Raw genomic sequence first — 25340 nt, forward strand, 5'->3', positions numbered from 1 at the left:
TGTTGAATTGTGGATATTATTAAGTGGATATTGCGAAATAGATATAATTAGCCAGCGGCTGACTCATTTGGGGACAAACCGTGAAACCTCTTCTCGTCATTCCGGCAATGCTTTTTAGCCGGAATCCAGATGTTTGCTCTGTTGTTTGGTCGTTTTGTGCTTTTTGTGCTTTATGGCCTGCGGTCACTAACGCTTAAGATCGCAAGCTTCCATTCCACCCTGCACGAGCCAAATACGACGTCATTCCGGCAATGCTTTTGAGCCGGAGTCATGGTGTTTTGTTCTTTATGGCCTGCGGCCACTAACGTCGTGGCGCTTCGCCCACACCAGACCAAGAGGAAACCAACGGCTGTTCCCTCTTTACTCTTTATAAAAGAATTGGCCCAGCCGCCATATCAAAATTATCATTCTTGTTACTAAACGATAACTGCGATAATTTCGCGACGTGGTTGAATCCAGCTTTTAACTTCGTTTGTAACCTGCTTCGGCCCATCTTGTAGTAAAGAGTGAAAATGCTAACGCTTCAGATGGGGCGTCCCTTCCCCTCTAAAGCTAGCCAGACATCCATGCCTGGACTCACATCATTTTCTTCAGCGGCCTCAAGTTCAGAGTTGAATTTAGGCATTTCAAGCTGAGGCATCTAACTCACTTTTGGACAGAACCTTGTTAGGGGAACTGCTAAGTTGATCGCCAATTGATGAATAAAAGTAAGCCAACATTGTTAATCTATAGCGCCTTTAATCGTCAAGCAGCTCAAGCATGCGCGCCTTAATTAACCCCACTAGGTGACTAGCGCCTTTCAATTTTGCATCGCGAAACTCTTCAGCCAAAACTATCATTTCATCAGGTTCAAGATAGCCAAAGTCTAAAGAACGTTGATTCAATTTACACAACCCAATAGTGAAGTGCCCTTTTTTAGTTTTATCCACATACCAACGGTCACGAAAAATATCGATATGGTCGGCGTAATCATCGAAGTGAGGATGGACTAACAAGAAAGCCCCTGACGAAGATGGATACCTTTTCCGCTCTCCGGTGCTAAGTGGTTTTATGGTGTCACGATTCCATTTGATGGAATTACAATCAGCACAAGCAACGCATAAATTTTTAGGGTAAAACATGTACTTCTTATACATTTCTTTTGGCGCAATGTGCTCAACTTGGCAATTTGAAGCAGATTGAACACTGACGTCTTTTCGGCAATAAGCACATTTTGACTTCTGCTCAATTCTGTAATGCTTACGAATATGTGATCTTAAAGATTGTAATGGTTCTTTTTGCTCTTCCTTGGTCCAGTCATTGTGGGAGAAGTTTTCATCCTCAACTATTTTCTTAATTAGTTGTCTCTGTTCTTTGGAGAATACTACCTCTTTTTCAATATTAGCCATATTTACGATAAACCTCATTGAGCATCTCTACTAACTCAAGAACTGGGTCATCCTCGTGAAGCAAAGATAATTGGCCGTTAAGCATTCGTAGTTTTTCTAAATCTTGATTATCGAATTTCTTTTCTGATTTTACCTTTGAGAATACATAAATAGCTGTTTTTATCAGATACTCGTTGCTGTGCCCAGGATTGTGAAAGAGAGTGGCAAGATGATAATCAGATGAACGTAAGCTATGTTCTGAAGCGATTGTAAGTACCTGTTCCGTCATGTCCAATATTTCACAATTTTTAACCGCAATATCTGAAACTATAAGCGGGGAATGAGTTGCAATTATGAAATGGCACCCAGAATATTCACTTAAGGACTTATTTAAAATTTCAACAAATCTTTGCTGCCAAGAAGGGTGTAAGCTGATTTCTGGCTCATCAATCAGAATCAGAGAATTGTCATCAATAGAGGAAATGATTCCAAGAAATAGCAAAAAAAGGCACTGCTCACCAGAGCTTCTTGAGGCTAGAGGTCGTACTTTGGCTGAGCCTGATAAGCCTAGACCATCAAAGTGTTGATCCTTTACTGTTTCAATGTCTGCAACACTTATTAAACCTGACATAAGTAAATCTGCAAGTTCCCGAGATGTATATATTATTTTTTTACTTGAATCTACAGAGTTTAGGAGAACACCTGAGTCACTAAAACATAGCAAAATCCTTGGCTCATCTATGATCGATTCTATTAGTAAGATTAGTTCGTTCAAATCCTCTAATTCATAGTGTTCATAGGCATTTCGTAGTGCTATTTGTGTTTCAGGGGTAGTGTCATTGTCCCCATTAATAATCTTATTTAATTCATCTCGTGATAATATAGGCTCTAGAGTCACTTTCAGAACATCACCAAACCCAAAGCTTAATAAAAACTCTCTAAGAGACCTTATCTTACGACTATCATATGTATCCCTAGCAAGAAGTTGGTTTAAAGCTGTTGAGGCTATGCGTGTAGAAGGCAGGCGATTAGGAATGTAAGGCTTAGAACCAATGTAGGCATAATACCCGCCTTGGACAACGTCATTCTTTAGTTTCCAGCTTTCGGAAAACTTCTCGAATTGGCTAGTTGATGCACAAATGAGTTTTTGAGGTATTGAGTAGCCCAAAGCTCTCTCAACCATATCCCATCTATAGTCATTCTTATAAAAATCTCTACGTATTACTTGTAAGTCAGCAGATTTCGAGCTTATCAGCTCACCGTATAGCATTTGATAATAGTTACAGATATCCAACAAAAGCTGAGTTTTACCACATCCGTTGTTTCCAATGACAAGTGTAAAAGCGTTATTCGCTGAGCTTTCGCCTTCAAATAGTGAAATACCTCGAATTTTTCTTGCCCTAAACGCCATTAACTTTTCCTAACTAAAAATAACTATAGATATTTTAATATACCATAGAGAATCCTCACTATTAGTCTAGTGATTCAGTAGCATTACTAAAATTTGGTCAATAAAGCGTGATGCAGTAGGGCAAGTTTGGTGGTGCGAAACACGTTTTGGGGCATAGATGAGTTTCATTCCTCATCAATATGCCTAATTTGCTGCAAATGAAACCATTGAGAATGCCGTTACTTTGTTCAGCAATAACAGGCACAATACATATTCCAACTCGATAGTTCGCATCAACTTATAACAATCAGCACAAAAATGTGAGCCTTCTTACTGGTTAAAATCAAAAAAAGCCTCTGCCCATAAAATGAGAAGAGGCTTAACTGTCGGTTCGGCTGTTTACATCACACAAACAACATCAATAAATCAATAATCAAAACCCAGCTGCGCTTTAATGCCATCATTAAACGCGTGCTTTATCGGAGTAATTTCGCTCACAGTATCGGCTAATTCAATAATGTCGCGGTGACAAGCGCGGCCGGTAATAATGACATGCTGCATTGGTGGGCGATTTTTAAGTGCCGTTAATACTCGCTCAAGCTCTATGTAGTGATAACTCACCATGTAGGTTAACTCATCTAATAGTACCAAGTTAACCGACTCGTCTTTGAGTAGTTTTTCGGCTTCAACCCAGGCTTCCATTGCGGCTTGAGTGTCTTTTTCTTTGTCTTGGGTTTCCCAGGTAAAGCCAGTACCCATGACATGAAACTCAACCCCTGCACCTTCAAGTAAATTACGTTCACCACACGCCCAGGTGCCTTTAATAAACTGCACCACGGCCGCTTTATGGCCATGGCCCACCGCGCGGGCAACCGAACCAAAACCAGAGGTTGATTTGCCTTTACCGTTTCCGGTGACCACTAACAAAATGCCCTTTTCATCTTGCGCGGCAGCAATTTGAGCATCTACGCCTTGCTTTACTTTTTGCTGGCGCGCTTTGTGACGCTCTGCTTTAGTGGCATCAATCGCGTTGGTTTGCTCAGTTTTTTGCTTATCCGTTGTCATGTCTGTATTCCTGTCAGTGTGCTGATATCCAAATGCGCTTTTATTTAGGCAACAATACGCGCGAGAGGCTATTCGTAGATCTGATTAATGTATATTGGGTGTACATCTAGTGCATGTGCGATGAACGGCTATTGCTTTAATGATAAAGGCAGGCCCGCTACCACCAGTGTCACTTGATCTGCCACCGAAGCAATCGCTTGATTTAACCAACCGGCCTCATCCACAAATTGACGATTTAACTCACCCATTGGCACAATGCCAGAGCCGACTTCGTTGCTCACTAACACGACATCACTGTGTAACCGAGAGACACATTGAAGCAATAAGGTTTTTTGTTCAGGCCAACGAGTAGGATCTGGATCAAGTAAATGATTCGTTAACAGTAGCGTTAGGCAGTCGACTAGAATGACTTGTTGCGGTTTATCAATTGCCATTAGAGTTTGGGCGAGGTCAAAGGCTTGTTCATGTAGTATCCAGCTATGAGCGCTGGCCCCTCTGTCTTGCTGGTGTTTAGCAATACGTTGAGTCATTTCATGGTCTAGCGCCGTTGCGGTTGCAACATAAACGCATGTGTAACCGATGGCAGCGTACTCGGCAACACGCTGTTCAGCAAATCGACTCTTACCACTACGCGCCCCCCCCAACACCAAGTGGATCATTAACTTAATCCTACCGCTAATATGACTAAGTAACAGCATACTTCACTGATTTGTTGCGCTGCACCTAGGGTGTCGCCGGTGTATCCGCCAATTTGTTTGCGGAAAAAGCCACCCAACAAAATACGCACCAGCCACAACGAAATAAACAACACAAATGCCGCCACGCCATTTAACCACAACAACACAAAAATGCCGCTAGCGATTAAAATAAACAAATCGTTTAATTGCTGATCTTCAGCAATCGGTTTTGATTTGCTGCTGTCATCATCGCGAACATATTGCTCACTAAAAATTAAGCTCGATGCTACCACTCGGCTCAAAGTGTGCCCTGCAATAAGCGCACTCACCGCCGCCATTGGACTATAAAGCGCAAGCTCAACCAATAGTTGCCACTTTAGCAATAACACTAACCCCAAGGCTAAGGCACCATAACTGCCTAAGCGTGAGTCTTTCATGATGCGCAGCTTGTCTTCTATTGTCCAGCCGCCACCAAAGCCATCAGCCGTGTCGGCTAAGCCGTCTTCATGAAATGCACCCGTGACCAATACGCTGGCGACCATAGCCAGTAAAATAGCAATACTGGCGGGTAAAATTAACTGCGCCAACCAAAACACCAACGCACAAATTAAGCCAATAACTAACCCGACGACACCAAAATAACGGCTGGCCTTGTTGAGTTTATCGTTATCAATGACCACCCATGACGGTATTGGGATCCGAGTAAAAAAACTCATCGCCACAAAAAATAAATTTAACTGTCGCAACCATTTTATATCGCCAGACATTTTGCCCCTTTAAACCACATTATTAACGCCAGCATCATCGAAACTGGCCATTTGATTGTAGAAATTTACAGCCCCTTGAATGAGTGGTAAGGCCAACGCAGCGCCAGTACCCTCTCCTAATCTTAATCCCAACGACAACAATGGTGTGGCCTGTAATGCTTGTAGCATTAATTGATGCCCTTGCTCGTGCGACTGATGAGCAAACACTAAATAATCGTGTGAATGTGGCGCTAATTTTAACGCAACTAATGCTGCAGCAGTAGCGATAAAACCATCTATCACCACTAATATTTTTTGCTCTGCAGCAGCCAAAATGGCCCCTGTCATTTGCACAATTTCAAAACCACCCAAGTGAGCTAAAATCGACTCAATTGACGTAAACTCATTACGATGCAAATCGATTGCCTGATTAATTAATGTGACTTTTTTTGTTAAGGTCGCATCATCAATGCCTGTACCACGCCCAACACATAGATCTACATCAAGATTGAGTACTGCCGCCATCAACGCCGCTGCCGCACTGGTATTACCAATGCCCATTTCACCTAAGGCAATTATGCTGGTGCCATTATCGACATGCCTTTTGACCAACCGTTTTGCAAATTCAAATCCCTGACGCACTTGAGTTAACGACATAGCAGGTTGCAAATGCATGGCCTGAGTACCCGCGCCCAAGCGCTGATTAACCACACCTGAGTCAGTGGCTAATGGCTGTAAAATACCACAATCGATGACTTCTAATGCAAAACCCACCTGGCGACAAAACACATTAATCGCTGCGCCGCCGTGAATAAAATTATGCACCATTTGGGTGGTCACTTCGCTGGGCGCAATTGACACACCATAAGCCGCAATACCGTGGTCGGCAGCAAACACCAGCATGGTAGGCTTGTTGATATATAACGGCAAATGAGTCGCGTTTAGGCTCGATTCAGTACCAGCCGATTCTGTACGATTAAGTAGAGTGTTACTCAATTCACTTTCACGGCTGTATTGCACCCTGGCGATTTGCATCGCTAAAGACTCAAGCAGCCCTAACGCACCAAGAGGTTTGGTTTTTTGGTTAATTTTGTGCTCTATGGCCTCATCATATTGGCGACTCGCCGCGGTAACAGAAAATAACGATTGTGCAATAGATTGTTGGTTCAATTCTCTACCCTTTTATCGACGATGACGCAAAATAAACAAAAAGAACACACTGCCAAGTGCTGCAGTAATAATGCCCACGGGTAATTCTTGATTTGTTAATAAACAACGGGCAACAACATCAATCCACACCATAAATAAGCCACCTAACACCGCGGTTAAGATCATCGGCTGACGCCCAGAAAACAACAACCTAACCGTATGGGGGATCATTAACCCCACAAAGCCGATACCGCCACAACTGGCCACTAGCATCGCGGTAATTAATGAGCACAATAGCAACATGCTTAATCTCAGTTTGGCAACATTAACCCCAAGTGTATGCGCGCTCTCATCGCCCGCTTGCAGCGCCATAATTTGCCGCTTAAAGGCCAACATAATCAATAAGCTCGAACCAACGGTTACCGTAGGCAGCCAAAGTTGCGACCAACTGGCTTTTGCAAAGCTGCCTAAACTCCAAAACAGTACAGAGGCAGTAGCTTGCGGACTTGAAAAATACAACAATAAACTGGTTAACGCGCCAAATAAAAATGACGTTGCCACCCCAGATAACAACATGCGTTCAACCTGACTTGTGCGGCCAATACCAGACAACACCACCACTAATAGCACTGATAAACTGGCACCAATAAACGCCCCCACAGGCAAACTGAGCATCGACCAGGACCACCAAGGCTGCTGCCCTAGCGATGATACCACCAGCGCGCCGTCAAATAGCTGAGCAAAAATCCCCGTTTGACTGAATAGCGAAATCACCACAACTGCACCAAATGAGGCACCAGAGCTAATACCAAATAAATACGGGTCGGCAAGCGGATTTCGGGTCACGGTTTGCAACACACTCCCAGCAAGAGATAAGCCTGCCCCGGCCACAAACGCCAATAAAATCCGCGGTAAACGCAGCTCTAAAATAATCCGCTGGCTTAAGGTTGCGCTATGGCTTGCATCGTTATTACCACTGATTAACCCTGTCACAACACCCAATACGTCAGACAGCATAATATTAGCAGCACCAAAACTGGCGGCAAAAAACGGGGTCGCGATGGTTGCTAGCACTATTAAGGCTAACACACTGTAATAGCGAGTATGAGTAGCATTAATCATTGTGTTTGCTCACTGTATTATTGGCTTGGTAACCATAAAAATAACTGATCAACGGCTTGCCATGTTGAGGATGGCTGTTAACGTCGCAGCACACGCCAAATACATCGCTGATTTGACGTTCGGTAAGTACAGAGGTTGGATTGCCTTTGGCGATAAGCTTACCCTGATCAAGTAACAATAATTTGTCACACATGGCACTGGCTAAATTCAAGTCGTGGATCGATGCGATGACGCTTATCCCAAGCGAAGCCACTAATTCTAAAATTTGAATTTGATAACGAATATCTAAGTGATTGGTGGGCTCATCTAAAATAAGGATTTGTGGTTGTTGCACAATCGCACGGGCAATGAGTGCCCGTTGTTTTTCGCCACCAGACAATTGCTCGTAAGGCTGTTGGGCATGTTGACTTAGGCCAACTTTAGTTAACGCCGTGTCAATAAGCTCACGGTCACGCTGAGTTGTTGAGTCAAATAAGCCTTTATGCGGGGTTAACCCCATGCTCACTAATTGCTCTGTAGTTAGGTCAAAATAATGCGGTGTGTCTTGCTGCACCACCGCTACGGTGCGCGCTAAAGCCTTAGCGGAATAATTGCTAATATGTTTAGAAAATAGCGTAATGTTACCGCCGCTAGGTTCAATAAAACGATACAAACAGCGCAAGAGGCTAGATTTACCGGCACCATTAGGGCCAATAAGCCCTAACATTTGCCCTTTAGGTAAACTGAAGTGAATATCGGCAAGAATGGTTTTACCATTAACTTGCCAAAAAAGATGTTCAACATCTAATACCGACTCAGGCATGGTTTACACCTCGACATGCCCAAAAAGTGCTAATAAAGATCAACATAATAACTCCCCTAAGTCACCCGCTTAGGTATGGATATTGAGGCAATTCAAAGCTGGTATCTGACTTATATTCAATAGGCTATTGAATATCTACAGTTGCGGGTACAGTTTGGGCTTATCCCAATTCCCAATACCTTGAATTGCGTAATGATTAACGTGTTTCCGTTGGCACAATTTGTGGCCAATTTAACCTAAAGGTTGCTTTAGGTTGATGTGTTTGGTTATCCACTAGTGATGTAACGTCATCGCTTGGGGCATCCCAGTACACATCAACAGACATAATAGCAGCATAGGGGATAGCAAGGTTAGCGAATAATCCATTGTTTTGGCTGCTTTTAAGCACATAAGCCATAATGCAGCGCATTACCCCGCCATGAGTGACCACTAGGGCTTGCTGATGATTCGCTTCAGGCTCATCTGCTGCATATAACGTATGCCACATACTGTCGACAACGGCCATAAAGCCTTGCTGCACTCTTTGATAAAAATCCACTAAACTCTCACCATTTTCGGGTGTGTTAGCCACATGCCATGGGTCTTGCCAATAAGCATCAAATTGACTTGGGCTTGCATGATAAATGGCATCATAGGTTTGCCCGTCCCATACACCAAAGTTAACCTCTTGCAATGCGGGCAATACAGTGAGTGGTAAATTTAATTGCTGAGCAATGCTAGTCGCAAAGTGTTGGCAGCGCACTAAAGGAGAACTAAAGATCTGCATAAAAGGCAATGGCACACAGCTAACAGCTTGGTGCATTTTCTCTCGGCCCTGCTCTGTTAATGCCACATCTATTTGGCCACGGGCGATTTCACCACCTTCACACTCACCGTGACGCAAAAATACGATTCTGGCTTGTTTCATTTAATGCCACCTCAGCCTTGCCCTTTGAATAAAAACTCGCGTATTATAGCCGTCTATACGTTTATATGTCTAAATGAAGTTTTTAAGTCATCATTCAGAACAGACTCTTTGCCTTGTACAATCAGGATATCACCCTTTTCCATCTATTTAAGGGTATGCTTATCTCAATCAAGGTATCAAGCAACATAGTGATAAAAGGTAACCGTTTATGGCGAAGTCGACTTCTCACAGTCAAACACTTGAACAACTTAACGCATTATTAGCAGAGCGTATTGTGATTTTAGACGGTGCAATGGGCACCATGATCCAAGACCATAAGTTGCAAGAAGAAGATTATCGCGGTGAGCGCTTTAAAGATTGGCATTGCGATGTTAAAGGTAACAACGATTTATTGGTACTCAGCCAACCCGAGCTTATCAAAGCCATTCATGTTAAATACATGCTCGGCGGTGCTGACATTATTGAAACTAACACCTTTAACGCCACCACTATCGCCATGGCAGATTACGACATGCAAGCCTTGTCTGCCGAAATTAACCTTGAAGGTGCCCGCATCGCTCGCCAGGCGGCTGACGAAGTGGCCGCACAAACCGGTAACCCACGCTATGTTGCAGGGGTACTTGGCCCTACTAACCGCACCTGTTCAATCAGCCCAGATGTAAACGACCCTGGATTTCGTAATATCAGCTTTGATCAATTAGTAGAAGCTTATGTTGAATCAACCACCGCATTAATTGAAGGTGGCGCCGACATCATTATGGTCGAAACCATTTTTGATACCTTAAACGCCAAAGCCGCCTTGTTTGCCATAGAAACCGTGTTCGATAACCTCGGCGAACGCTTACCTGTAATGATCTCTGGCACCATTACCGACGCATCAGGCCGTACGCTGACCGGGCAAACCACCGAAGCCTTTTACAATTCATTGCGCCATATTAAGCCGTTATCGATTGGCCTTAACTGTGCCCTTGGCCCTAAAGAGCTGCGCCCTTACGTAGAAGAGTTATCACGCATTGCCGAATGTTATGTGTCTGCCCACCCTAATGCGGGCCTACCCAACGAATTTGGTGGTTATGATGAAACCCCAGAAGAAATGGCCGAGGTCATTATTCAATGGGCAGAAGCAGGCATGCTTAATATTGTCGGCGGCTGTTGTGGTAGCACGCCAACACATATTAGCGCCATCCGTGAGGCGGTATTACGCCATGCACCGCGTGCATTACCGGAGATCCCCGTTGCCTGTCGTTTATCAGGGTTAGAGCCATTAACCATCGACAAAGACTCATTATTTGTGAACGTCGGTGAGCGCGCTAACGTCACTGGCTCAGCTAAATTTTTACGCTTAATCAAAGAAGAAAAATTTGAAGAAGCACTCGATGTGGTGCGTGAGCAAGTTGAAAACGGCGCACAAATCATCGACGTCAACATGGACGAAGGCATGCTAGATGGCGCCGCGTCAATGACCAAGTTTTTAAACTTAATTGCCTCTGAACCAGACATTTCACGCGTGCCTATCATGATCGACTCATCTAAATGGGACGTCATTGAAGCAGGCCTTAAATGCGTACAAGGCAAGTCGATTGTTAACTCAATCTCGATGAAAGAAGGCGAAGAAGCCTTTATTAAACAAGCCACCTTAGTGAAACGTTATGGCGCAGCGGCGATAGTAATGGCGTTTGACGAGCAAGGCCAGGCTGACACTCGCGCCCGTAAAACCGAAATTTGTACCCGCGCTTATCGTATTTTGGTCGATGTAGTCGGTTTTGCCCCAGAAGACATTATTTTCGACCCGAACATTTTTGCTATCGCCACCGGCATTGATGAACACGACAACTATGCTGTCGACTTTATTGAATCAATAAAAGACATCAAAGCCACTTTGCCACATGCAATGATTTCTGGCGGTGTGTCTAACGTGTCATTCTCGTTCCGGGGCAATAACCCAGTACGTGAAGCCATTCACGCAGTGTTTTTATACCATGCGATTCAAGCCGGTATGGACATGGGGATTGTTAACGCCGGCCAGTTAGCGATTTACGATGACATCGATAAAGAGCTAAAAGACAAAGTCGAAAATGTGGTACTTAATCTGCCTTGCCCAGTAGCAGACTCAAGCAACACCGAGCAGTTACTCGACATTGCCGAGCAATATCGTGGCGACGGCTCGCAAGTGGCCAAAAAAGAAGACTTAGCATGGCGCAGTTGGCCCGTTAAAGAGCGCCTGTCTCATGCGCTGGTTAAAGGCATTACCGAATTTATCGATGAAGACACCGAAGCAGCGCGTCTTGAAGCCACCCGCCCACTCGATGTTATCGAAGGGCCATTAATGGATGGCATGAACGTGGTGGGCGACTTATTTGGCGCAGGTAAAATGTTTTTACCCCAGGTGGTTAAATCTGCCCGGGTGATGAAAAAGGCCGTGGCTTACCTCAATCCGTTTATTGAGCTTGAAAAGGTCGAAGGTCAATCTAACGGTAAAATCTTAATGGTGACCGTAAAAGGTGATGTGCACGACATTGGTAAAAACATTGTTGGCGTTGTGCTGGCCTGTAATGGTTTTGAAGTATTCGATTTGGGCGTGATGGTGTCGGTTGAGAAAATTCTCGAGGCAGTAAAAAAACACAATATCGACATTATTGGTATGTCTGGACTGATTACGCCAAGCCTAGATGAAATGGTGCACAACGTAAAAACCTTCCACCGCGAAGGCCTAACCATACCGGCGATTATTGGCGGCGCAACTTGCTCTAAAATTCACACTGCAGTGAAAATTGCCCCGCACTATCCCCATGGCGCCATTTACATTGCCGATGCCTCGCGTGCAGTACCAATGGTATCAAAGTTAGTTAACAATGAAACTCGCCAAGCCACCATTGACGAAACCTACGCAGAATACGACATCATGCGTGAAAAACGCCTGTCGCAAACCAAGCGTAAAACCATCGTATCGATTGAAGCGGCACGCGAAAACCGCTGCAAACACGACTGGGAAAGTTACACCCCATTTACGCCTAATGTGTTAGGTCGTCAGGTGTTTGATGACTATCCGTTAGAAGACTTAGTAGAGCGTATCGACTGGACACCCTTCTTTAGAAGCTGGGAACTACACGGCCATTACCCTGAAATTTTAAATGACAACATCGTCGGCGAAGAAGCACGCAAACTGTTTGCCGACGGTAAAGCCATGCTTGAGACCATCATCAAAGAGAAATGGTTAACCGCCAAAGGCGTGATTGGGCTATTTCCGGCTAATACGGTTAATCATGACGACATTGAGCTGTACACCGACGAAAGCCGCACCACAGTTGAAATGACCACTCACCATTTGCGCATGCAACTTGAACGAGTGGGTAACGACAACTTTTGTCTAGCTGACTTTGTTGCGCCAAAAGACAGCGGCGTTGCCGACTACATGGGCGGCTTTGCGGTTACCGCAGGACATGGTATTGACGAGCACGTAGCGCGCTTTGAAGCTAATCACGACGACTACAATGCCATTATGCTCAAATGTTTAGCAGACCGTTTAGCCGAAGCGTTTGCCGAACGTATGCACGAACGTGTTCGTAAAGAGTTTTGGGGTTACGCTGCAGATGAAGAGTTAGATAACGAAGCGTTAATTCGTGAGCGTTACAAAGGTATACGCCCAGCACCTGGTTACCCAGCATGCCCAGATCATACCGAAAAAGGCTTGCTATGGGATTTACTAAAACCCGATGAAACCATCGATTTAAACATCACCGAAAGCTTTGCCATGTACCCAACCGCTGCGGTATCTGGCTGGTACTTTGCCCATCCTAAATCACGCTATTTTGGCGTGACTAATGTCGGTAAAGATCAGGTAGAGGACTACGCTAAGCGTAAAGGCATGAGCTTAGCAGAAGCCGAAAAGTGGCTCGCACCAGTGCTGGACTATGATCCTGAGTAGAGAGTGCTCCAGAGTAAAGAGTGCCTCTGAATAAAGAGTGATTAAAATAAAGAGTAACCTTGAGTCATCATGGTTACTCTTTTTTATGTCCAAACGTCGTTTGGATACAATACCAATCAGGATAATTGATCAGAGATTGCGTAAGAAAAATCGCTTAGCACAAGGCACCTCTCATGGATCATTCAACCAGATTGTTGCCCTAAGACGTTGACTTGTATGGATACGATTAAAGCTGCGGTTTATTGATAAGTGCTGCCATTGTGTTTGAGCCAGCCGCCGATATGTTGTCCGCGAGGGTCGTGGTGAGTCCAGTGGATAACCCCGCCTTTGTAATTAAACTCATACACACCGTAAAACTCGACAGTATCGCCAACATTAAGGCCATTTATGCGTGGGGCTAAATCGATATTATGGGCCACGAGTAAGGTGCCGCCACTGGCTATTTTTAAAATAAATCGTTGGTGACGACTGCCTTTTAGATCGTCACCAAGCACTTTTATCACCTCACCAGCCCCAGCAACCTGAACATTACTCTGTTGATTATCAATGGCATTTTGTAAAGCGCTATTATTGGCACTTGCACTATTACTGGCACTGACACTGGTATCAGCCGCGAAAACGTTTTGTACAATTTGCGTGGTTTGAACGTTTTTGTCGAAATAGCCAAATAACGCAATGCCGAGTAAGCCAATGAGCAGTATTTTTTTCATGATTATAAAATCCCTTGTGATAACAAGCCAAGTTTTTCTTGTTCTAAAATCTTACTATGCTGCATTAACAACAAGTCCAATACCTCAGGCGATAAACTAAATATTTGCACTACGTACTCACCAGATGCTGAGTGGGTTGCTTGCTCACCTTCATAGGCAATGTATAAGCCTAATTGTTTTAAGGTTTTCTGATCATAACTGAATAACTGCGCGTCTCTTTTATCGTGCAACCCCGGCATCATGCCTATCACAGTCACAATCTGATTCACCTTTACCTTGTTGAAAAAGTCGAGCTCGGCTTGACGCCATTTTGTAATGAATTGCTCATTTTCTAAATTATTTTTATGAGCTTGTTTTTGGGGGTGTTGTAAAGATAAGTACAGTGGTTGTAATGCACCGCCATGCCAACCCAATAGGCCACCTTCTCTAACCGTGACATCATTACTGGCTGTTGCAATATAATTAGCACAAGATGATGCGCAGACTTTGTCTACTATCACCTTTAACTGGTATTGATATACCAGCTCGCCAAAGCGAATACCTGCGAATACTTCACCGCCACCGCTGTTAATGATAAGCGATTCTATGGGTGTTGGGCTGTTAGTGATAAGTTGTTCAAAAGAGGCGACATTATCGGCGTTGATTTCACCACGATAAACAATTGTGTTTGCTGAGAGTGGATCAATCACCACACTGAAAGGTTCTGGCTGGCTTGCACACCCGGTTAAGGTGAGCAGCAAAACGACAAGTAAATTACGCATTCATATTCCATTATGATGTTGAGTTAAAATAAATTATCACGAATAACTGCTTTTACGTAAATTTATAATCATCAAAAAATAACACATTTGGTTATTAATATTATGGCTAACAGCCGATATCATTGTGACGCTTAACTCACTGCAAATACCCAACAGTATGGCTAATGCCAGCAATACTTGTGAGACTCATAGGCTATGTAAATTCATACTCGGTGGTATTCAGATTACTCATTAAAAAACGCGATATATTATCGCGTTTTTTTATATCCAACTCGAAGTAGCTTTAAAAAATGTAGTGCTATTTCAGCGACGCTAACCATTGATTAAACGACGATGCAGGCATCGCGCCAGACTGCTGTGCAATCACTTTACCTTGTTTAAATACCATTAAGGTTGGGATAGAGCGAATATTAAACTGCGCGGCCAAAGCTTGTTGCTCTTCGGTATTGAGCTTACCAAAGCGGAATTGTGGCTCCCACTTTTTAGCGGCTTGGGTAAACACAGGCGCAAAGTTTTTACACGGTCCGCACCAACTGGCCCAAAAGTCCACCACCAGTGGCAGTTCAGACTTATTTGCATGGTGGGCAAAATTAGCCGCGGTGAGTTCAACGGGTTCCCCCACAAACACCGGCTTTTTACAATGACCACAAGTTGGTTGTTGTTCAAGACGTTCATCTGGCACCCGATTTAAAGTCGAGCAATGTGGGCAAGCAATTATCATGATATGACCTCATCAACTTCATCATTGAGACGATTAAATCATAAACTAAGTTGAGGCAAAGAACGATGATTCATTGATCTTTCTCATTAGCATTTTTCGTTAGCATATGATGACTTACAACCACATGCGCCTCTGATTCAACATCATTTGAACAATCGTCTCATGAGCCGCATAGATAACCTCCATCCTGTCACCTAAGCAGTTTATAATAAGTAGCTCGATATTATTTTTGATATTTCCAACATTGAAGATTTTCCCGTGAACTCAAATTTCACTTTGCCGATAGCCGAGAAATAGATTTCTAATTCAGAATCAAGGTCAAACGTGCCTGATGTCTCAATCGAATAAGCGACAATATTTTTGTAAGGCAAAGAGGTAAAATCTTTTTTACTGCCCGTAATACCTTGAACATTCACCGCAATAATCCGTTTATTGGTAAAAACAACACCATCACGCATGGTTTTATATGAGTCGACTATTCGCTCATCATCTAGCAGTAAATCAGTTACTTTTTCTGCAAAATCAGGGTTTTGCTTAAGCTTAAAAAAGCCTTTATTGTTAAAATCGATCATAAAACATCCTTTTTCTATCTAAAAACCGCATTTAGCTAAATAAACTTCTGACGCAGACACATTTTTTATACAAAAACTTAGGCAATATTTTTCAAATATCTTTCCAATCATGCCACCCATAATTAAATCGTGAGTATAAATTGAATATCTCTTCTAAAATGCCACCCATAGTTAGATCTAACAACATAACGCCTTTCGATTTGAGTTACCAACATTGCTTGTTCTTTTCTCAAAAAGCCAAATCAGCCAAATCATTTACAGCTTCTCACTTAAAATTCACAAAATCAGACGTTTGCCTAAACACTACACAGCAGAAGGGCTTGATATTAATCAAGTATTAAAATGAGAGGTATTCAGGGTGATATTAGCGCTTAAGCACACAGCCAGCGCTGGCAGTTTGATGCACCTTGTCGTCGTTTTCGATCTAAATGCTCGCAATATTCAGTTAATGCGGGTAATGCACCTACGGCACCTTTGAATAAAGCGCCAAACTCTGTAGTAATTTTAAGCCAATTCTCAGCAGGAATATTGAGTCTATTTAAGATATCTTGGCTACTTGAGCTTATCGCGCCATGCTTATCCTCTCGTATAATTCTGCCAGTATCATCAATCAGTTTGATGTAGTCTTTGACATTGAACTTTAGCCCATTAGTCATGTTTAAATGTTCATTACCAACAAAGGGTAATAATTCGGTTGGTTGCTCACCTTTTATCGCTGAATTAATTCGGCGTTGAATGCTGGTGTAATCTGAAGTTTCTGGAGTAGCAGCCACATTGGCGCGAATAGGGTTTAAATCGACATAAGCCATACAAGCCAATAATGCGGCTTCATCAAGCAGTGCTTGAGACTTGAATCTTCCTTCCCAGAAACGACCAGTACATTCATCTTCTTTATTGGCCATTCTTGCTATTGGCTCACTGAGGGAGCGCATAAACCAGCTAATATCAATTAAACGTTTACGATATTCTGTAACGCACTCATCAACTGTTTGGCGTTCAAATTGGTTAAGAGCTTCACCTTTAAGATACTTTTGAGTTAGTAGTGTACCCTTAAAGCCCTTGTGCCACTGTATAAGCACTTCTTTATCTGACCACTGCTTTGCTTTGTCAGTATCAACCTTTACCACCACATGCAAATGGTTACTCATCACTGCGTATGCACAAATATCAATAGCAAAGATGGTCGCCAACTCCAGAATGCGTGAATCGACCCACTCGCGTCGATGCTCAAAATTCTCGCCGGTCACGTTATCAATGCCACACAAAAAGGCTTTACGGACGACACGTGAACAGCAGTGATAATAAGGTGTATCTTCTAAGCTAACGATAGTTTGTCTGGGTCTGGCCATCATTCATTACCTGCAAATAAATAAGGATGTTCAAAGACTAGACTAACGATTAAATATCCGCCAGAAATCTTGGGTGGCCATGTTTAAGAAAGAGGAAAGTTAACATAATACCTCTTGTTTTGGTGGGATAAACGCTACGGCCTTCATGGCCGTAGATTATAAAAAGGCGCGGTGTTAACACCCTGTGGTTGCGGTCGTAATCTCTGGTTCACCTGCACTTTTCCAGTGGTATTGGAAATAACAATTGGTCGCGATAACTTCAGTTGAGGTGGGTTGTGCAACATCCAGCACCAACGTTGGCGCAGCGACAACGGCATAACTGCTGTTTGATACATAAATTCGATACGCCCACTCATTCATGTCTAGACCTGCGGCCTCAAAAATTTCAGAGGGTGTGGTGTAACCAGCATTAAAACCACTGCCGCTGGTATTCGCGGCAGCAGCCCAAGGTTGATAATTACTGCCTTTCACACCCGAAAACTCAACGGTGTCAGTCATCGCACTGCCAGAAGTTAAGGTTTTTGTTTTGAATAATGTCACCGCGGTTTTAATTGACCCAACCGCCCCATTAATCGCTGATATGTGGGCATCAGTCTTTAAATTAATAAACTTAGGCGCTGCAACAACAGCCAAAAGACCTAAAATAATAATAACCACAACCAACTCAATCAGTGTAAAGCCTGCCTGCCCTGAACTAGTTAATTTATTCATATAGCGATACAACCTCAACTCTTAAAAACAGGCCAATTAACCGTTAATGAGCCATTAAAAACATTATATGAGCAATTCTAACCCAATTTTCATTCATAATTACATGGAATTAAGAATAAAAATACATAATGTGATATCGATAAATGATCAATAACTCAGGGGGCAATTAAACCAATTTAGATTGAATTAACAGTAAATAAAGAGACAGGTTTACGCTTATTCTGGGTTTAAACCCACTGTGCTTTTTGGCTTTTTAGGTTCAACATAAGCTTGATAACGGCCAGGCTTATGATTAATCGCAATCAACACATTGAGCATGGCTGCGCCCATGACCGATAAAATGACCACTTCAATCGGGAACATCAACAATGACGAACTTAAAATGATGGTGTCGACTAATAAACCAAAATTCCCCGCACGAATTGAATACTTGTTTTGCAGATACAAGGCTAAAATACCCAAACCGCCTAGGCTCGATTTATGCCTAAACATAATCAGCATGCCAACACCTATGAGCATCCCGCCAACAGTTGCAGCAAATAAAGGATGTACATTGTCGATATGAACAAAGACCGGCATGTAATCTGTCATTACTGAAATAATCGATACGGATATAAAGGTATTGATGGTGAAACGTTTAGATAGTTTGGTCCAAGCAATATAATAAAAAGGCACATTCACGATAAAAAATAACACCCCAAAACTTAACGATGTCATGTGCATTCCTATGATAGCTAAACCAGCCGTACCACCAGTGATCAATTGATTACTGTTGTAGAGCGTTACGCCCAAAGACACCATTACACCTGCACAAAACAAAGCCATAATGTCTTCGTAAAATCGGTGCGTCGGGAATTGCATGTTATGTTTATCCTTCTTTAACCAATGTATTTACACATCATTTAAACCGGTGATGTGCAATGCAACACCACCTCGAAGGCGCGCAGTTTACAGAAATACAGTCGATTTAACAGTGAATAAAAAAAGACAAAAGTTGAATAATAAGCCATCAGCGTACAAAAATGTTTACGCACGGTATGCCGCAGTAAATTAAATGATACACGAATGTGATTTATCAGGTAAAAAGTACGATAAAACGATGCTTCAGCACATAGTTAGGGCATGAATTGCGATCTGCATAATTAATGTAAAAATATTTGTCGTTATAGATCAACAACGGCTCAATATACCGGCCTTGTTTAAGCCCTTTTAAACTCTCGCTGAGTGATTCACTTATTAACGCGAAATGGTATTAAACCCTAAGCTGCCACATTTCAAATGCTTCTTGGCACAGCTGTTCTCTAAACTTAGGGTGAGCAATGTCAATTAATGCCCGAGCTCGTTCACGTAATGATTTAGCGCGTAAATATGCACAACCATACTCGGTAACAATATAATGAACATGGGCTCGAGTCGTCACAACGCCCGCTCCCGGAGAGAGTACTGTCGCAATCCGTGAAACAGTGCCGTTAGCGGCTGTGCTAGGAAGAGCAATAACAGAACGCCCCCCCTCCGACAGTCCTGCGCCACGAATAAAGTCCATTTGCCCGCCCACGCCAGAGTATATTTTTGTCCCCAAAGAATCGGCACAAACCTGGCCCGATATATCGACTTGTAGCGCAGAGTTTATTGACATGACATTAGGGTTTTTACGAATGATAGCCGTGTCATTAACCTGTTCAATATCCATAAAGATCACTGACGGATTATCATCGACAAAATCGTAAAGTCGTTGACTACCAAGTGCAAAACCCGTCACGGTTTTACCTGGGTGTACTTTTTTAAGGCTATTATTTATCACCCCTAACTCAACTAAATTCAGTACACCATCTGAAAACAACTCAGTATGTACACCTAAGTTTTTATGCTGTGTTAAGCACGACAACACAGCATCAGGAATGGCACCAATGCCCATTTGTAAACAATCACCATCGCGCACTAACTGAGCCACATGCTGGCCAATTGCTTGACTGGTTTTATCACTCGAATTAATTAAATGTTGCGGTAATGGCATGCTCTGTTCAAAAACCGCAGCCAACTTGTTGTAGTGAATAAATCCATCACCATGAGTACGGGGCATCATAGGATTAATATGAGCAATAATTTTACCCGCCACCTGACAAGCTGCGAGTGTGGCCTCAACCGAGATCCCTAAAGAACAAATACCATGCTTGTCTGGCGGCGACACTTGGATAATAGCGGTATCAATTTTTTGCTCGCCCGAACGAAATAACTTAGGCACTTCAGACAAAAAAATCGGTACATAATCAGCTTCACCTTGCTGTAAAAGCTCACGCGTTGGTGCGCCACCAAAATAGCAGCGATGACGAATATGCGGTTTTAAATGATCAGCGCTCAATGATTCGGCCCGCTCAGTATGCAACTGTAGCAAGGTCAACCCTTGCTTTGTTAAGGCATGCAGTGCCAGTGCATCGAGCAATACCTTTGGCGTGGCTCCCATAGAATGAGTCCATAAGGTTTCATTGCTTTCAATTAACGAAACTGCTTCTAACGCACTGTGGCAAATAATGGGTGTCATCAATATAACTCAAGGTAATTAAGCTACTTGTAGTGTAAGGAGGAACATCAAGATTTAATAGTTTTTAGCGCAAAGTCGCAGAGTTAATCGCAACAGTTGAGAATGATATCAACCAAATGAATTATTTGAGAGGTCTGCCACAGACTAGCCATTAATCATTCACCATCGCTAATCCCAATAAATTTTCGAGTTATCGGTGATGGGTGATTCGCTGCGGCATAAGCACAATAAAAACACAGTAGAAAGGACACTAAAACAATAGTTGATGCATCCAATCTATTGGAAAGTTAAATAGACTCGATGACTCGCAGCACATTGCGGAGTGAGCTGGGCTTATTTGTTTAAGCCCAGCTCACTCAAGTTGATGATTTAATCTTAAAAGATATCATTAAGGTCTTGGATTGCGTCAATCACCATACCAGTACCTATGCTAATCAATAGCAAATCGGCCCCTACACGGACAATTTTTTGCCCTTCAGGTATGCGACCTAATTGCACGATCAGCTCTGGTTGCACATCATAATAAATCACATCAGAGGGTAAAGGCTGACCTTTACGCCATTTTTTTACTTTTCCAGGCGCTTTACAGCCATTGTTTTTCTTCGCTAATCCTGGTGGGCAACTCTTTGCATCACGACGGGCATAATAGTAATTATTAATAATGACTTTACGATCAGCATTAAAGTAAACCTTATTGTTATCATCTTTATCGTGATTTTTATTTTTTTCATATTTTTCAGACTTGTGTTTACTGTCATCGTCTTTCGAGTCGTTATCTTTTGCAAAGCTAGCTCCCGTAAAACACAGCAAAGTGGTGCTTAACAACATTAACGGCAAAAACTGTAGATTCATTTGAGCCAATCCTTAAACGATATAACAAAATGTGTGGCACGACTATTTTGGCGTTAGCGCCAACTGAGAGAACAATATCCCAGCCCACCCATGTTGCATAAATTGACGAATATTTTGATGGTCATCTCCTTGCGGTGTGGCAACCACATCACGATAATGTTGACCAAATAACTGCAAGGTTTGCTGCTCAGTCAACTGTTGTATTTGCCCAAATGCAAATACTTTACAAGATCCTGAATTTTGCCCAGCTTCATTTAACTGTTCGCCATTTTTAAATGCACTTGGCGCAAAGTCATAATGCGCATCAATCAATGCCATCGTCTCTTCAAACCGCAATTCATTTGCACGTTGGTATAAGGACTCAATAAACAGAGTGATATTACTTGAAACCATAAACAATTTTAGCCATTGATAATGTTATACATCACAGAACTATACATCAATTTAAGCCAGTAAAGATAATACATGCTATTACAATCAGAACCATATATGCCCATGGGCAGCACTGTTTAAACACATAGTTACCTGCAACAGTAAGCTGTTAATCATATATCATTGTCACGCTATATTTAAAGAAACCATCCACTTACAAATGCCCCACTTTCACTAAAATCACCGTGTCTTGTTCTACATAAGGATTATGCTGGCTTAAATGCGGACTGCGGATCCAAGTACCAGCGGGATAACGGCCTAATTCATCAATAAACTCACCTTTTATTACGTAAATCTCTTCACCACCAAAATGGCGATGCGGCTGAAAATGAGTTCCAGCGGGCCACATGACTAACGCGGTCGATTCAGTGCCGTGCTGATGCAATGGCATGACCCGTAATTGCCCATGTCCAGGTAACCATGGCGCTGTATTGGTGTCGATTGCGACTTGTTCATTATCAGTAGGTTGAAACTGATGTAATTTAACCAATAATGTGCAACCTTCAGTACTAAACGGCGCATGTTCAAATCCTTCTGGATTGCGTAAATACGTGCCTGCTGGGTAATCGCCCGTTTCGTCAGAAAACACCCCGTCGAGCACTAAAATCTCTTCACCTAAAGGATGAGGATGCGAGTTAAATTTAGCGCCAGCTTCATATTTAACAATACTGGTAGCATGACCACGCTCAGCCTCTTCACGCGCAAGGCGTTTGCGTAACACTCCCACTGCCGGGCTATTTTGCCATTCCATATCATGAGTGTTGATGACCACTCGTTGACTAAAATCCATATTCAACATACTAAATACCTCACAAACGATGAATGGCAACAGTGTAAAGTGTTAATACGTGATAAAAAAGTAGGTACTTTTTGGTACCTATATACATGACACTGTAGTTGGCCAGCCTGATAATCTCATTATTGTGATTGGCCATATCAGCGAGCTTATGGGATTTTGAATCATAAAAAGCCCACTCAACAAAGGTGACTGGGCTTTAATGCGTTGCGAGTTGGTATTAAATATTGTTTCTTTGTGCTGCTTGACGCTGCTGCTTATAGGCTTTAGCCGATGCAGGGATAGGTGTTGTGCGTCCGGTTTCTAACCAGTTTTTTAAGCGATTTGCATCAGCCATATGAGTGTACTTGCCAAACGAATCTAACACGACAAATGCCACTTTTCGTTTATTCATTTCGGTTAACATAACCAAACAATGACCCGCTTTATTGGTAAAACCAGTTTTAGTTAAGGCAATGTTCCAATTATTTTTAAACACTAATTTATTGGTGTTTTGAAAATCTAATGCATAACGTGGGGACGAGAAATAAACATGCTTTTTAGTAGTAGAACTCAGCTCGCCTAACAACGGATAAGACTGACTCGCTTTAAGAAGTAAAATCAAGTCATTGGCACTCGACACGTTGTCTGGCGACAAACCGGTAGGTTCTACGTAATGAGTGTTTTTCATCCCTAATGCAGCGGCTTTATCGTTCATGGCTTTCACAAACATGTTAAAGCCACCAGGATAATGATGTGCCAATGACGTTGCTGCACGGTTTTCAGACGACATCAACGTCAGCAACAACATGGTTTCACGGCTTACCTCACTGCCTATTCGTACTCGTGAATACACATTACGCATAATGGGTGAGTCGGTAATTTTTATTGATATTTTTTCGTCTAGCGGTAATTTGGCATCAAGTGTCACCATGGCCGCCATTAATTTAGTTACTGAAGCAATCGGCACTGATTGATGTTGATTACTGGCATATAACACTTCGTTAGTGGCTAAATCGACTAACATCGCACTGCCTGATGCAAGCTCTTGTTGAGGAGTGCTTTGAGAAACGGAGGCAGCAAAAGAAACCGCACTAACTAATGTGGTTGAACACAGTAAAGCGCAGGCAAAAAGAAAACGAAACTTCATCACACTCACTTGAAAAAATAGGGCTAATAATCATTGAGTATACGACAAAGGTTTGGCTCAACAATAGATAAATACTACTTTAGAGTAAGTTTTTAGCCATTAATTAACGTAGATCAAGCGTTCAAATTTAGTTATGACTAATATTCGTACAGTTTAGGTCATTAGTCAGGTGAGTCGATGCGCTTAGGGTTAACGTTGATAGCAAGAATGATGAGCCAAATACCGCTTTTGTTGTCTTCATGTTAAGATGAAAATAATCGTTTAAAAAGAATGATAAAAGAGAGTGTAAATGGATATTAACTTGCGTTTATTTAGTCGATTTGGCCACTGGGCAAGCAATTTATTAGCCCCTAAGCGCTCATTAAAATCTGAGTCTGATGATGCGCAACAAGGGCTAATTTCACTCAAAACTATCGCCAATCAATATCCATTGCAAATCGGCCAAGGACAACTTACAGAAGCCGTTCCAACCAGACCATTTTACTCAAGCGATCGTTTCGTAGGGCGAGAGCAGCAGCTTAATCAAATGACAGAAGTCATCAATTTGTGGCGAAATCATCATGGTGAAATCAGTGCTATTGTTGCCCCCGCAGGAGCGGGGTTGTCGGCTTTTTTAGGCTATATGCCAACGCTTTTACAACAGATCCAAGATAATACAGAGCATGCGGTCCCAACCAACGCAAAAGCCCTGCCAAACACTTGGTTAATAATGAGTTTTTATCAAGCACCGTTAAGTGCCTTTGCTGCAATCACCAATTTATGTCATTGCTTTAATATCGCCCCACCGAAGCGCATTTCTGACAGCAGCATTACTGACACCATCTACGCGATTAACCAACAAGCGCCACAGCTCATCATTATTGATGACTTACACAAGTTGATGTTAAGAATGATGGGCAATTACCAAGCATTAGTCACCTTTGCCACCATCATAATGGAAACAAGAAAGCACCATTGTTGGATTTTAGGCTGTGAAAAATATGCTTGGCAACGACTCAGTGCTCAATATCAAATTACTCATTTTATTAAACATATCATCAATATTGATTATTTTAATGCCCAAGAACTGGCTAACATTCAAACCCAACAATTGGTCGAATTAGGTTTAATCAGTGCCGACTACCTTAAACAAAAACCAGCAGAAAAGCCTAATAATCATAAGTCTGACACTCCAGATGACACCAGCGAAACAGGTGTCAACCCTTACGATGAGCAGTTAAAACAACTGCATACCATTAGCCAAGGGCATCCAAAATTAGCGGCGTTATTGTTGCAGCATTCACTTAAGCATCAAGTAGAGACAACATCAGACAACAAGCATAAAATCGACATTTGTAAAATCAACTCATCCGCCTTACAACAGTGCCAAGACAATGATTTATTCTCATTGGCTGAAATTTACGTCCATGGTGGCCTAAAAGTAGAGCAACACGCACATATTTTTGCGCAATCTATTGAACAAAGTAGCTTACAGTTAGCTTACTTAGCCCGTCACGGCTTAATCATTGCCCAATACTCACAGCAAGATTTTGCCCAACATTTTTATTTTATTACTCCTACGTTAACAAAAATTATCGCCAGCCATTTGGTCAACAATAACAAGCTGTTTAATTAAACG

The 25340-nt window shown here is 42.5% G+C and carries 23 protein-coding genes and 1 riboswitch; of the genes, 2 read left to right on the plus strand and 21 right to left on the minus strand.

All coding sequences use genetic code 11. From position 1 onward, the window contains the following. Nucleotides 1-737: 737 nt before the first annotated feature. The 9 genes from PQR79_RS07180 to PQR79_RS07220 form a co-directional block, all read right to left on the minus strand. A complete protein-coding gene (locus PQR79_RS07180; protein WP_238106812.1) occupies nt 738-1388 on the minus strand; it encodes an HNH endonuclease in 651 nt (216 codons plus the stop codon). Beyond that, nucleotides 1381-2778, minus strand: coding sequence for an ATP-binding protein (locus PQR79_RS07185; RefSeq protein WP_238106811.1), 1398 nt, complete (start codon nt 2776-2778; stop codon nt 1381-1383). The genes PQR79_RS07180 and PQR79_RS07185 overlap by 8 nt, the downstream gene beginning before the upstream one ends. Before the next feature lie 405 nt (nt 2779-3183). Beyond that, the gene (gene cobO, locus PQR79_RS07190) at nt 3184-3822 is read right to left on the minus strand and encodes a cob(I)yrinic acid a,c-diamide adenosyltransferase (RefSeq protein ID WP_238106810.1); all 639 of its coding nucleotides are present in this window, start codon (nt 3820-3822) and stop codon (nt 3184-3186) included. A gap of 128 nt (nt 3823-3950) precedes the next feature. Further along, nucleotides 3951-4481: a bifunctional adenosylcobinamide kinase/adenosylcobinamide-phosphate guanylyltransferase gene (gene cobU / locus PQR79_RS07195; protein WP_238106809.1), complete on the minus strand. Its 531-nt coding sequence runs from the start codon at nt 4479-4481 to the stop codon at nt 3951-3953. Beyond that, entirely contained in the window at nt 4481-5266 is a 786-nt protein-coding gene (locus tag PQR79_RS07200; RefSeq protein ID WP_238106808.1) for an adenosylcobinamide-GDP ribazoletransferase, read from the minus strand. The genes cobU and PQR79_RS07200 overlap by 1 nt, the downstream gene beginning before the upstream one ends. Nucleotides 5267-5275: 9 nt before the next feature. After that, entirely contained in the window at nt 5276-6415 is a 1140-nt protein-coding gene (cobT, locus tag PQR79_RS07205) for a nicotinate-nucleotide--dimethylbenzimidazole phosphoribosyltransferase (protein ID WP_238106807.1), read from the minus strand. A gap of 12 nt (nt 6416-6427) precedes the next feature. Then, nucleotides 6428-7516: a FecCD family ABC transporter permease gene (locus PQR79_RS07210; RefSeq protein ID WP_238106806.1), complete on the minus strand. Its 1089-nt coding sequence runs from the start codon at nt 7514-7516 to the stop codon at nt 6428-6430. Next, on the minus strand, nt 7509-8318 hold the full coding sequence (locus tag PQR79_RS07215) for an ABC transporter ATP-binding protein (protein ID WP_238106805.1): 810 nt from the start codon (nt 8316-8318) through the stop codon (nt 7509-7511). Before PQR79_RS07215 ends, PQR79_RS07210 begins: the two co-directional genes overlap by 8 nt. Before the next feature lie 79 nt (nt 8319-8397). After that, nucleotides 8398-8516: riboswitch (cobalamin riboswitch) on the minus strand. Next, nucleotides 8515-9225 (minus strand): histidine phosphatase family protein, encoded by a 711-nt coding sequence (locus PQR79_RS07220; RefSeq protein WP_238106804.1) that lies wholly within the window; start codon nt 9223-9225, stop codon nt 8515-8517. (Overlaps the previous riboswitch by 2 nt.) Nucleotides 9226-9433: 208 nt before the next feature. Between PQR79_RS07220 and metH the strand changes: the two genes are divergently transcribed. Then, nucleotides 9434-13150, plus strand: a complete 3717-nt coding sequence (gene metH / locus PQR79_RS07225) for a methionine synthase (protein ID WP_238106803.1) — start codon at nt 9434-9436, stop codon at nt 13148-13150. A 239-nt stretch (nt 13151-13389) separates the two neighbouring features. Here metH and PQR79_RS07230 read toward each other — a convergent pair whose 3' ends face one another. The 12 genes from PQR79_RS07230 to pbpG all read right to left on the minus strand — a co-directional run bounded on the left by PQR79_RS07230 (nt 13390) and on the right by pbpG (nt 23722). Next, entirely contained in the window at nt 13390-13860 is a 471-nt protein-coding gene (locus tag PQR79_RS07230; protein ID WP_238106802.1) for a DUF3465 domain-containing protein, read from the minus strand. Between the two features lie 2 nt (nt 13861-13862). After that, the gene (locus tag PQR79_RS07235; protein WP_238106801.1) at nt 13863-14621 is read right to left on the minus strand and encodes a Clp protease/crotonase-like domain-containing protein; all 759 of its coding nucleotides are present in this window, start codon (nt 14619-14621) and stop codon (nt 13863-13865) included. Nucleotides 14622-14919: 298 nt separating this feature from the next. Beyond that, on the minus strand, nt 14920-15342 hold the full coding sequence (trxC, locus tag PQR79_RS07240; protein ID WP_238106800.1) for a thioredoxin TrxC: 423 nt from the start codon (nt 15340-15342) through the stop codon (nt 14920-14922). A gap of 203 nt (nt 15343-15545) precedes the next feature. Further along, nucleotides 15546-15914 (minus strand): PH domain-containing protein, encoded by a 369-nt coding sequence (locus PQR79_RS07245; protein WP_238106799.1) that lies wholly within the window; start codon nt 15912-15914, stop codon nt 15546-15548. 371 nt (nt 15915-16285) lie between these two features. Continuing rightward, nucleotides 16286-17263 carry a transposase gene (locus PQR79_RS07250; protein ID WP_238107201.1) on the minus strand — a complete coding sequence of 326 codons (978 nt, stop codon included), beginning with the start codon at nt 17261-17263 and terminating at the stop codon, nt 16286-16288. A 174-nt stretch (nt 17264-17437) separates the two neighbouring features. Beyond that, nucleotides 17438-17974, minus strand: coding sequence for a type II secretion system protein (locus PQR79_RS07255; protein ID WP_238106798.1), 537 nt, complete (start codon nt 17972-17974; stop codon nt 17438-17440). A 216-nt stretch (nt 17975-18190) separates the two neighbouring features. Next, nucleotides 18191-18835, minus strand: a complete 645-nt coding sequence (locus PQR79_RS07260) for a YitT family protein (protein WP_238106797.1) — start codon at nt 18833-18835, stop codon at nt 18191-18193. Nucleotides 18836-19226: 391 nt separating this feature from the next. Further along, complete coding sequence (locus PQR79_RS07265) at nt 19227-20513, minus strand: acetyl-CoA hydrolase/transferase family protein (protein WP_238106796.1); 1287 nt, start codon at nt 20511-20513, stop codon at nt 19227-19229. A 375-nt stretch (nt 20514-20888) separates the two neighbouring features. Next, nucleotides 20889-21365 (minus strand): hypothetical protein, encoded by a 477-nt coding sequence (locus PQR79_RS07270; protein ID WP_238106795.1) that lies wholly within the window; start codon nt 21363-21365, stop codon nt 20889-20891. A 42-nt stretch (nt 21366-21407) separates the two neighbouring features. Continuing rightward, a complete protein-coding gene (locus PQR79_RS07275) occupies nt 21408-21758 on the minus strand; it encodes a HopJ type III effector protein (protein ID WP_238106794.1) in 351 nt (116 codons plus the stop codon). 193 nt (nt 21759-21951) lie between these two features. Further along, nucleotides 21952-22596: a cupin domain-containing protein gene (locus PQR79_RS07280; protein ID WP_238106793.1), complete on the minus strand. Its 645-nt coding sequence runs from the start codon at nt 22594-22596 to the stop codon at nt 21952-21954. Between the two features lie 217 nt (nt 22597-22813). After that, nucleotides 22814-23722 (minus strand): D-alanyl-D-alanine endopeptidase, encoded by a 909-nt coding sequence (pbpG, locus tag PQR79_RS07285; RefSeq protein ID WP_238106792.1) that lies wholly within the window; start codon nt 23720-23722, stop codon nt 22814-22816. A 289-nt stretch (nt 23723-24011) separates the two neighbouring features. Between pbpG and PQR79_RS07290 the strand changes: the two genes are divergently transcribed. After that, a complete protein-coding gene (locus PQR79_RS07290; RefSeq protein WP_238106791.1) occupies nt 24012-25337 on the plus strand; it encodes a hypothetical protein in 1326 nt (441 codons plus the stop codon). The last annotated feature ends 3 nt before the right edge of the window (nt 25338-25340 follow it).

The organism is Shewanella metallivivens, from assembly GCF_028750675.1.
GTDB lineage: Bacteria > Pseudomonadota > Gammaproteobacteria > Enterobacterales > Shewanellaceae > Shewanella > Shewanella metallivivens.

What these genes read in the sequence shown, in the direction of transcription:
- PQR79_RS07180 (WP_238106812.1), bottom strand. Translation starts at nt 1,388, where the DNA reads ATGGCTAATATTGAAAAAGAGGTAGTATTCTCCAAAGAACAGAGACAA.
- PQR79_RS07265 (WP_238106796.1), bottom strand. Translation starts at nt 20,513, where the DNA reads ATGACACCCATTATTTGCCACAGTGCGTTAGAAGCAGTTTCGTTAATT.
- PQR79_RS07260 (WP_238106797.1), bottom strand. Translation starts at nt 18,835, where the DNA reads ATGCAATTCCCGACGCACCGATTTTACGAAGACATTATGGCTTTGTTT.
- cobO (WP_238106810.1), bottom strand. Translation starts at nt 3,822, where the DNA reads ATGACAACGGATAAGCAAAAAACTGAGCAAACCAACGCGATTGATGCC.
- PQR79_RS07280 (WP_238106793.1), bottom strand. Translation starts at nt 22,596, where the DNA reads ATGTTGAATATGGATTTTAGTCAACGAGTGGTCATCAACACTCATGAT.
- PQR79_RS07270 (WP_238106795.1), bottom strand. Translation starts at nt 21,365, where the DNA reads ATGAATCTACAGTTTTTGCCGTTAATGTTGTTAAGCACCACTTTGCTG.
- pbpG (WP_238106792.1), bottom strand. Translation starts at nt 23,722, where the DNA reads ATGAAGTTTCGTTTTCTTTTTGCCTGCGCTTTACTGTGTTCAACCACA.
- PQR79_RS07185 (WP_238106811.1), bottom strand. Translation starts at nt 2,778, where the DNA reads ATGGCGTTTAGGGCAAGAAAAATTCGAGGTATTTCACTATTTGAAGGC.
- PQR79_RS07230 (WP_238106802.1), bottom strand. Translation starts at nt 13,860, where the DNA reads ATGAAAAAAATACTGCTCATTGGCTTACTCGGCATTGCGTTATTTGGC.
- trxC (WP_238106800.1), bottom strand. Translation starts at nt 15,342, where the DNA reads ATGATAATTGCTTGCCCACATTGCTCGACTTTAAATCGGGTGCCAGAT.
- PQR79_RS07255 (WP_238106798.1), bottom strand. Translation starts at nt 17,974, where the DNA reads ATGAATAAATTAACTAGTTCAGGGCAGGCAGGCTTTACACTGATTGAG.
- PQR79_RS07215 (WP_238106805.1), bottom strand. Translation starts at nt 8,318, where the DNA reads ATGCCTGAGTCGGTATTAGATGTTGAACATCTTTTTTGGCAAGTTAAT.
- PQR79_RS07250 (WP_238107201.1), bottom strand. Translation starts at nt 17,263, where the DNA reads ATGGCCAGACCCAGACAAACTATCGTTAGCTTAGAAGATACACCTTAT.
- cobU (WP_238106809.1), bottom strand. Translation starts at nt 4,481, where the DNA reads ATGATCCACTTGGTGTTGGGGGGGGCGCGTAGTGGTAAGAGTCGATTT.
- PQR79_RS07245 (WP_238106799.1), bottom strand. Translation starts at nt 15,914, where the DNA reads ATGATCGATTTTAACAATAAAGGCTTTTTTAAGCTTAAGCAAAACCCT.
- PQR79_RS07235 (WP_238106801.1), bottom strand. Translation starts at nt 14,621, where the DNA reads ATGCGTAATTTACTTGTCGTTTTGCTGCTCACCTTAACCGGGTGTGCA.
- PQR79_RS07200 (WP_238106808.1), bottom strand. Translation starts at nt 5,266, where the DNA reads ATGTCTGGCGATATAAAATGGTTGCGACAGTTAAATTTATTTTTTGTG.
- PQR79_RS07210 (WP_238106806.1), bottom strand. Translation starts at nt 7,516, where the DNA reads ATGATTAATGCTACTCATACTCGCTATTACAGTGTGTTAGCCTTAATA.
- metH (WP_238106803.1), top strand. Translation starts at nt 9,434, where the DNA reads ATGGCGAAGTCGACTTCTCACAGTCAAACACTTGAACAACTTAACGCA.
- PQR79_RS07220 (WP_238106804.1), bottom strand. Translation starts at nt 9,225, where the DNA reads ATGAAACAAGCCAGAATCGTATTTTTGCGTCACGGTGAGTGTGAAGGT.
- PQR79_RS07290 (WP_238106791.1), top strand. Translation starts at nt 24,012, where the DNA reads ATGGATATTAACTTGCGTTTATTTAGTCGATTTGGCCACTGGGCAAGC.
- PQR79_RS07275 (WP_238106794.1), bottom strand. Translation starts at nt 21,758, where the DNA reads ATGGTTTCAAGTAATATCACTCTGTTTATTGAGTCCTTATACCAACGT.